Source organism: Vibrio sp. T3Y01 (assembly GCF_013114525.1).
GTDB lineage: Bacteria > Pseudomonadota > Gammaproteobacteria > Enterobacterales > Vibrionaceae > Vibrio > Vibrio chagasii_B.
Genome location: NZ_VTXJ01000041.1, coordinates 1 through 7646 on the forward strand (window position 1 = coordinate 1; position 7646 = coordinate 7646).

Consider the following 7646-nt stretch of genomic DNA (forward strand, 5'->3'; position numbering starts at 1 on the left):
GAACGTCGAGGGATTTTAAATCCCTTGTGTCTACCAATTCCACCACCAGGGCACGCAATTCTTTATTGCGATGCCGATTACTGAAAAGTAAAACACCATCTTAACGTCGAAATGAATCAACATTACAAAATTTGGAGCGACACACGAGGTTCCCTTTCTTCAAGGCTTAAGGCGTGACCTCAACCTTGGCAAGGTTGCGCTCTACCAGCTGAGCTAGTGTCGCATTTTCATTATTCTGCTCTAGAGATTAGAGAGATAATGGAGGCGCCTCCCGGAGTCGAACCGAGGTCCACGGATTTGCAATCCGCTGCATAGCCACTCTGCCAAGGCGCCTTTTTATTTCAACACTTTAGGGACTAAGTAAGTCACTCCGCTGTGTTCGGGTGCCTACTTTACGGATTAAGGAGAGATAGTCAAACAAAAAAGTGAATTTAAATTCTGTTTGCTGACATTTAAATCAAATTGCTGCATGTTCGATCTTTTCAGCTAAAAAACACACAGCAAATTGGTTTAAATTCGCGACTCGCGGTCTACCACTTCTTCATGAAGCGACCAACCAAAGTCGGGTGATATGCCCAACAATGATCAAACATAGTCATTAATTGAGGGTTACCGTACTTAGAAAGGCTTACTGCGTGGAAACGGTTCTTATGTTCCTTCAACTTTTCAACCTGAGCGATCATCTCGTCAGACTGCTTAGGGGCAATAAAATCAGAGAGCACGATTAAATCGGCATTCTTGTATTTGTCGCCTGTCATCAAATCGATCGATTTCATCAATACAGGTTCCAAATCTGTACCTCCGTGAAATGAATAGCTCAAGAAGTCACTCGCTTCACGTAAACCATCTTGTCTTGTTAGCTCGTAAGTAATCTGTTCAGAAGAGAAAAGGATCACGTAACAATCTCGTTCTTCCGCAAGAGCAATTTGCATTAGTGCATAGGCCATTGCTTTAGCAGATTGCTCAGGAAAGCCACTCATGGAACCAGAGGCGTCGACACAAACAATAAACGGCCCCTTTTCGATATCAACGTGTTTACTGTCTGGCTTTTGCGCCTTCACTTTACGTAACGTACGAGACTTACCTTTGGAGCGGTAACTCAGTAAGCGTTTATCCGCCAAGTGTTTGTAGAAGATAACTTCAAGCTCTGGGTAAGCCAAGAACATGGTTTCGTTTGGCAGCATCTTGTTAAGATCATCGCTTTCATGAATCCCGACGATATCGTCTACGGCTTCATCGCTTTTCTCTTCAACCATCTGCAGCTCTTCTACAGGGGCTTTATGTAACGAAGGATCGTCTTCCATGCCCGCCATACGACCCAGTTTCTCAGCGATCTCTTGTAGACCTTTGTGTTTATTTAAAAACTCGGCGTGACGCTTCATTACGGTTAAGTCCGTTTTACTTAACTTAGCAGAAGCCATATCCCACAAACGTCCAGCACTTCCCTCATCACCAGATTCCGTCACTTTATCCATGTTTTTCATGGTTTCCATACGTTGGTAGAGATCCGCTAAAACTTTCTCTTTACTGGTTTCAAGTTCTGTCACTTGGGCTTGCTTGATAGCATCTGACAGCGATTGGTACCACTGATCGCAGAAGTAGTGTGGGAACATCGCATTATAAACGCCCTTGTTGTTTTCCATCAGGCGTCTAGCTTGCAGATAAAACGCTGAGTGCCACTCCAATTTTTTGATGACATTATCGATCTCATCAAAAAACTGGGGTTCATCCCAGTGAATCACTTCTTGATAAAGCGCGATTTCTTCTTGGAATCGGTCTGTCTCACACACCTTCGTAACGCGTTTTTTTACTTTACCGCGCCATTTCACTAGGTGGTTTTTCACCGACGTTTTTACCCCTTTATTCTCAGCAGCCATCATCACTTGAGAACGGGCGATGAGATCATTCATCGCCGTATCAATGATGCCTGAGTCAGCAACCATTAAAGCAAGGTTTAAACCGTCTGCTCCTAACATACTTTCCCCTCTACTCGAAGTACTGACTCATAAATTTAAGACGCTGAGCAATCTTGCTGCTCTTCACTTTCGCGGTCTCAAGCTCTTGTGTTACCGCTTGTAAACTTGACTCCATCGCTTTTGGTAGCTCTGGGTCAATATAGTTGTGAGGTAGCGCATCGTGGAAATCGGTACGCACTCGTTTCAGCTTGAATTCAGCTTCGTTTAGCTGCTCAAGTGCTCGCTCAGCGCCACTCAACCATTTGTTATAAAGCTCTTGGTCCAAACCATCAGTGGTCACAACACTGACTAATACCGAGCGGTTCGCGATGTCTTTAATCACTAGCTGGTTCGATGCATCAAGATCCAACTTCAAGCGACACAGATTCTTGTTTTCGTTTACGTAACCGTAAATATCTCCGTGCCCTTCTTTAAGCACACGATCGAAATCATCTTTCGCTACGTAAACCCAACGACTATCGCCTTTCTCTGATTCTGAAACTGACATGTTGCTTTGCAGCAGAACTAACTTAACTAAGTTGTAAGCACTACCGACGCTGTACGTCTTCGCGTTTTTAATATCGCTGTGGTAAACGTCTTTACGTAGAAGGCCGCTGGTTGTCTCCATTGAGAGGGAAACAGAAAGTGTTGATTCAACTTCGTCTTGGATATCTTCAAGCTCTTCACGTGACATTTCAATTTGAGCTTTGGACTCTTGTTGATCAAAAGCTCGATTCAACGCAAAGTCTTTGACCACACTACGAACCACATCTCGTGATTCTGGGCTGTGCCACAAACAATCTTGCAGTAAAAGAATATCAAGCGGGTTTACGCTGTCACGACCACTGAAGAACGCACTCGCCTTCAGCAGTTTCACAGCTTTCTTCCAACGTCTGTCTGAAACATACAGATCGGATTCAGAAGTTGAACCCTGCTGCTTAACCGTTTCTTCTAGCATGGTTTTCAACTCATACAGCTTATTGAATGCGTTATCTGTCAGTTCAAGCTTGTCGAGTTCTTTTTGCCACTGGTGATATTCAATATCCGTGATCGCCAATCCCTTCGGGATCTCAGCTTCTTGAGAAGTGCCTGCCGTCAGCATCGACTTGAAGTTTTGTTTGTTCTGAATGCGGTTTACAAACACACGAACAAGCATTCGGTCATAAAGCGCTTCTAGGCCGCTATCTTCATCTGGAAGTTCATTCGACGCAGAGACCAATAAGCGCATTGGTACGCGTTCAATATCACTACCGTTCTTGAACGTTTTTTCATTCACAACAGTAAGGAGTGTATTAAGGATTGCCGGACCAGCTTTCCAGATTTCATCAAGGAATACGACTTGAGCGGTTGGAAGGTAGCCTTCAGTCAACCTTACGTAGCGACCGTTGTCTTTCAGTTCTTGGATACTTAGAGGACCGAACACTTCTTCAGGCGTAGAAAAGCGTGTCATCAAATATTCGAAATAGCTGCTGTTATCGAAAGCTTGGATTAGGCGTTTAGCGATAAGACTTTTTGCAATGCCTGGAGGGCCTAGTAGGAAAACACTTTCACCAGCCAAAGCAGCCAGTAAACAGAGCTTAATGGTATCTTCTCTTTCGTAGACACCATCAGAGAGAGCATGCGCTAATTTGTTAATTCTTTCAGAGAGTAGCGCCTTGTCAGCATGTGAAGAAATAGAAGGGGTCATGCATTACTCCGAAAATCTTTGGACAATAAAGAGTGTAGATTTGTTTTTATACATTTGTTAGCACTTTGTTACAAGTGTATTTTATTATTGAGTTGCATTTATATCAGATGGTTACGTCAGTAATTTCGATGTAATCATAGATTGCAAATTTGAGAGTAGAGTCACGGATGATGTGAAATTTAATTCAAAACTATGTCTAAATTTTCTTTTATTTTCGACACCATAGAAGTTAAGGTGGTGCACGTCTTTCGAATACGACAAATTGGCAAGGAACGTGGCCAGACTGCATGAATAAAGTTATCCATCAATGGAAAAGTATTTCTCTCATAGAAGAGACCGTGACGCTCCCTACGAACGTTGTGGTAAAACATACAACAATCAATCACCCTGGTGCGGCCGTTATTCTTCCTATCACCTCATCTGGAAAAATCATCCTGATTAACCAGTTTCGTCCTTCCCTTAAAAAGTGGCTTTTAGAACTGCCTGCAGGCACGATGGAAGTTAACGAGACACCTCTTGAATGCGCACAGCGCGAACTGGAAGAAGAAACAGGTTACAGTGCAACTTCTTTTCAAAGCTTGGGGCAAGTTACGCCTTTAGCTGGCTTCTGCGATGAGATACAGCATCTATTCGTCGCAAAAGACCTTAGCCTCACAACCCGCTTTGAATGTGATGAAGATGAAGTCATAGAAGTGATCGAGCTGAGCTTAGAGGAACTGCACGACAAAATACGACACGATCAAATCACCGATACAAAAACTATCGCTTGTTTAAGTAAAGCCCAACTCTGCGGCTACCTATAATACTCTAGGAGAGAAACATGGACTTTCGTTCTGATACCGTAACTAAACCCTCACAAGCAATGCGCAATGTAATGGCAAACGCAGAAGTCGGTGATGATGTATATGGTGACGACCCAACAGTAAACGAACTTGAGCAGTGGGCAGCCAAAGAAACAGGCTTTGAAGCCGCAATGTTCACTTCTTCGGGTACACAAGCCAACCTACTGGGTTTAATGGCGCACTGTGAGCGTGGTGACGAATACCTTTGTGGCCAGCAAGCACATAACTACAAATACGAAGCAGGCGGCGCTGCGGTACTGGGTTCGATTCAACCTCAACCAATCGAGAACAACCCAGACGGCACTCTTGATTTCAAAAAGCTTGCCGCTGCTATTAAGCCAGACGACAGCCACTTCGCTCGCACTAAACTCCTAAGCTTAGAAAACACGATTAACGGCAAAGTACTGCCAATGTCTTACCTAGCGGAAGCTCGTGATTTCGTAAACCAACACGGTTTGCAAATGCACCTAGATGGCGCACGAGTATATAACGCAGCAGTGGCACTAGACGTGCACATCAAAGAGATCGCACAACACTTCGATTCGATGACGATTTGTTTATCAAAAGGTTTGGGGGCTCCGATTGGCTCTCTGCTACTTGGTAGTAAAGAGTACATCGCTAAAGCACGTCGACTACGTAAAATGGTCGGTGGTGGTATGCGCCAAGCGGGTATTCTTGCTGCAGCAGGAAAAATGGCGCTGACTGAGAACGTTACTCAGCTCAAAGCTGACCACGAGAACGCGAAAAACCTGGCTATTGGCTTGAGTAAATTGGAAGGCTTCTCGGTTAACCCGGATTTCGTTCAAACAAATATCGTATTTGCGAAGTTAGACGAGTCAGTGGATATCAACCGTATCGCAGGTGAACTTAGCGAACAAGGTATTACAATGACACCTGGTAACCCTGTACGTTTTGTCACTCACCGCGATATTAGTGCAGAGGATATTTCTCGATTCTTAAATGAATTACAAAAAGCGCTGACAGTCTAATACCATAATCAGCCCTTAACGAATCGTAAAATGCCACACTATGTCGTGTGGCATTTTTTACCATCAGTCAGTTAATACTTATTCCGGTTTAGGTACTACACGCATGTTGTCCATATAGTAATCAGGAATAATACGAGGGTAAAATCTATCCTCTAGACACTCATAAAGGAACTCATCATCATTTCTGTTTTGCGGCGGTAAACCACATACTTTGATTGCGCGACCATTATTGACATATTCCTGCTTTTGGTTATCAAAAATCTCTTCAACAAAATAGAATTTATTGCCTTTGACTACGCCACCATAACTGCGGTCAAACATACTTTGACTTAGAGCGAAGTTCGCAACTTCGTTGTTATTCAAGTTGCTGTACACTTTCATTGTATAATGACTAACATCGGCATCAAATAGCTGGTCTTTTGACAAGACTAATTCTTGCTTTGCAAACATAATATTTCGATACACGATAGCACCACTATCATGCACTAAAGTCACACGATAACCCATGATGTCCTGGCCATACACCCTTAAGTCCACACCACTTATCGCTTGTAAGCCATTAAAAATCCACTCCCAAGGGTTAATAACAGACGGAAGGATTTGATATAGCGTAGTCATCGCAGTATTCCCACCACTGAGATCTTCAACAATCGCAGAACCTTCACTTTGATCAAGTAACGAGCCTACTGTAATCGGGAAGGATTGACTACGGAAATTAGGAACATACACACACAGCTCTTCAAGCGTAATGCCATTAGTAAAACCACTACCTTCAATCTCGTCACTATTACATAAATGACGCTCGGATTCCCCGGTGACCACTTTAGGAATGTGTTTTACAACCGCATTTACAGCACTCGCTAAATTGAATGTTTTCCCGATATTGACCAGCTTAAAGTTTGTTGTAACAGCCTTATTCATTGCCTGAGAGGCAGAGTTTACAAAAGTCGCCCCTGTAGGCCCTGTTGTAATTTTGACTAATGAATTAAACAAACGACGAATGTTAGGAACCATCGCCTTTTTCCAAATTTCAGAATTCAAATTAACATCCGACACGCTCTTCTTCATCACTTCCCAAGAGATTGGATCGATACCTGCAGGTTTTAAATCATTATTTACTTTGTCTTTTGAAACAAACAAAGTCGATTCATTTTGCATAATATAAGAGCGAAGGTTTGAAAGAAATTCAATAACAGAAACACCCTGTTCACCAGGCTTAAAATACTCTGCTGGATATAAAACTTCTGCGTTACCCGTAGGGATCGTCTCAAGCCCAAACAACATCACCTCCGAAAGACTTACCTCTTTGTAGGCCACGTACGAGTTGTTCCAAGTTTTAACTATAGGCGTAGTAGTACACTCCGCACACCTAACTATGTCTCGAATTACATCCTTTAAAAGCTTGTCTAACTCCCTTTCAGCAGTAGTCATCGATAACTTTTCTGAAAGATATTTTTGTATAAACAGCAGCTCTTGATAATGGATTTTCTCTGCTTTTGTTGGCTTTGGTGACGAAAAATCTATTTGCTCAATTTCAGCATCATGAAAGCGCTTTGCTTCATTATCATACTGAACGAACAATTGTTGTTTTGCACCGACAAAATCTAGCCCTGTTTTACTGCTGTTTTCATCCAGCTCTCGGCGAATGATTGTTTGTAGTTCAGGGTTAATACGAGCGTCCATAATGGACTGCGTGTCTGCGATAATAGGGCTAACATAACCCTGATCTCCATGATGAACATCGGCAAGAACGATATTAGTATTACTAATCATCTCGAGCTTGACATTAAGATATTGTTTCTTAATTGGCTCTTGCTCTTGATACCAATCCGAAGAAACCGAATCGTATTTTTCTTTCAGATAATCCTTACAAGGCTTCTCTTCCGAACGGTAAGTTAAGCAATTCTTCGAAAGAACCAACTGAAATAGGTATAGGGAGTCATGGTATTGAGGATCCACTTGGTCATAAAACACCGTTTGAACAACCGACGAGTGATTAACGTCTTGTGCAAAAGAAGTATTCGACAAAAGCGCGCTCATTAATACGAACGGCAAAGCCTTAGATATTTTCATGTATTTTTATTCTCGCTGAGATTTTATGCTTCGCCGCTAATAATAAAAATAACAATAAAAATAACAATCGAACCTAGTGATCTGTCTCTTATACACATCT

5 protein-coding genes and 2 tRNA genes are annotated in these 7646 nt (G+C 42.6%); 2 read left to right on the forward strand and 5 right to left on the reverse strand.

The genetic code is table 11. The features are described from left to right. Nucleotides 1-132 precede the first annotated feature (132 nt). The 4 genes from F0232_RS24550 to F0232_RS24565 form a co-directional block, all read right to left on the reverse strand. A tRNA-Gly gene (locus tag F0232_RS24550) sits at nucleotides 133-223 on the reverse strand. 36 nt (nucleotides 224-259) lie between these two features. After that, nucleotides 260-333: transfer RNA gene (locus F0232_RS24555), tRNA-Cys, on the reverse strand. Nucleotides 334-530: 197 nt separating this feature from the next. Next, entirely contained in the window at nucleotides 531-1976 is a 1446-nt protein-coding gene (gene viaA / locus F0232_RS24560; protein ID WP_105058243.1) for an ATPase RavA stimulator ViaA, read from the reverse strand. Nucleotides 1977-1986: 10 nt separating this feature from the next. Continuing rightward, the gene (locus F0232_RS24565) at nucleotides 1987-3642 is read right to left on the reverse strand and encodes an ATPase RavA domain-containing protein (RefSeq protein ID WP_061030876.1); all 1656 of its coding nucleotides are present in this window, start codon (nucleotides 3640-3642) and stop codon (nucleotides 1987-1989) included. A gap of 287 nt (nucleotides 3643-3929) precedes the next feature. On the opposite strand from F0232_RS24565, the gene F0232_RS24570 reads away from it, so the two are divergent. After that, nucleotides 3930-4445: an NUDIX hydrolase gene (locus F0232_RS24570; protein ID WP_061030875.1), complete on the forward strand. Its 516-nt coding sequence runs from the start codon at nucleotides 3930-3932 to the stop codon at nucleotides 4443-4445. A 17-nt stretch (nucleotides 4446-4462) separates the two neighbouring features. Continuing rightward, nucleotides 4463-5473, forward strand: coding sequence for a low-specificity L-threonine aldolase (ltaE, locus tag F0232_RS24575; protein ID WP_105058244.1), 1011 nt, complete (start codon nucleotides 4463-4465; stop codon nucleotides 5471-5473). A gap of 78 nt (nucleotides 5474-5551) precedes the next feature. Here the strand turns inward: ltaE and F0232_RS24580 are convergent, their stop codons facing one another. After that, nucleotides 5552-7546: a hypothetical protein gene (locus F0232_RS24580; protein WP_253821988.1), complete on the reverse strand. Its 1995-nt coding sequence runs from the start codon at nucleotides 7544-7546 to the stop codon at nucleotides 5552-5554. Nucleotides 7547-7646: the final 100 nt, after the last annotated feature.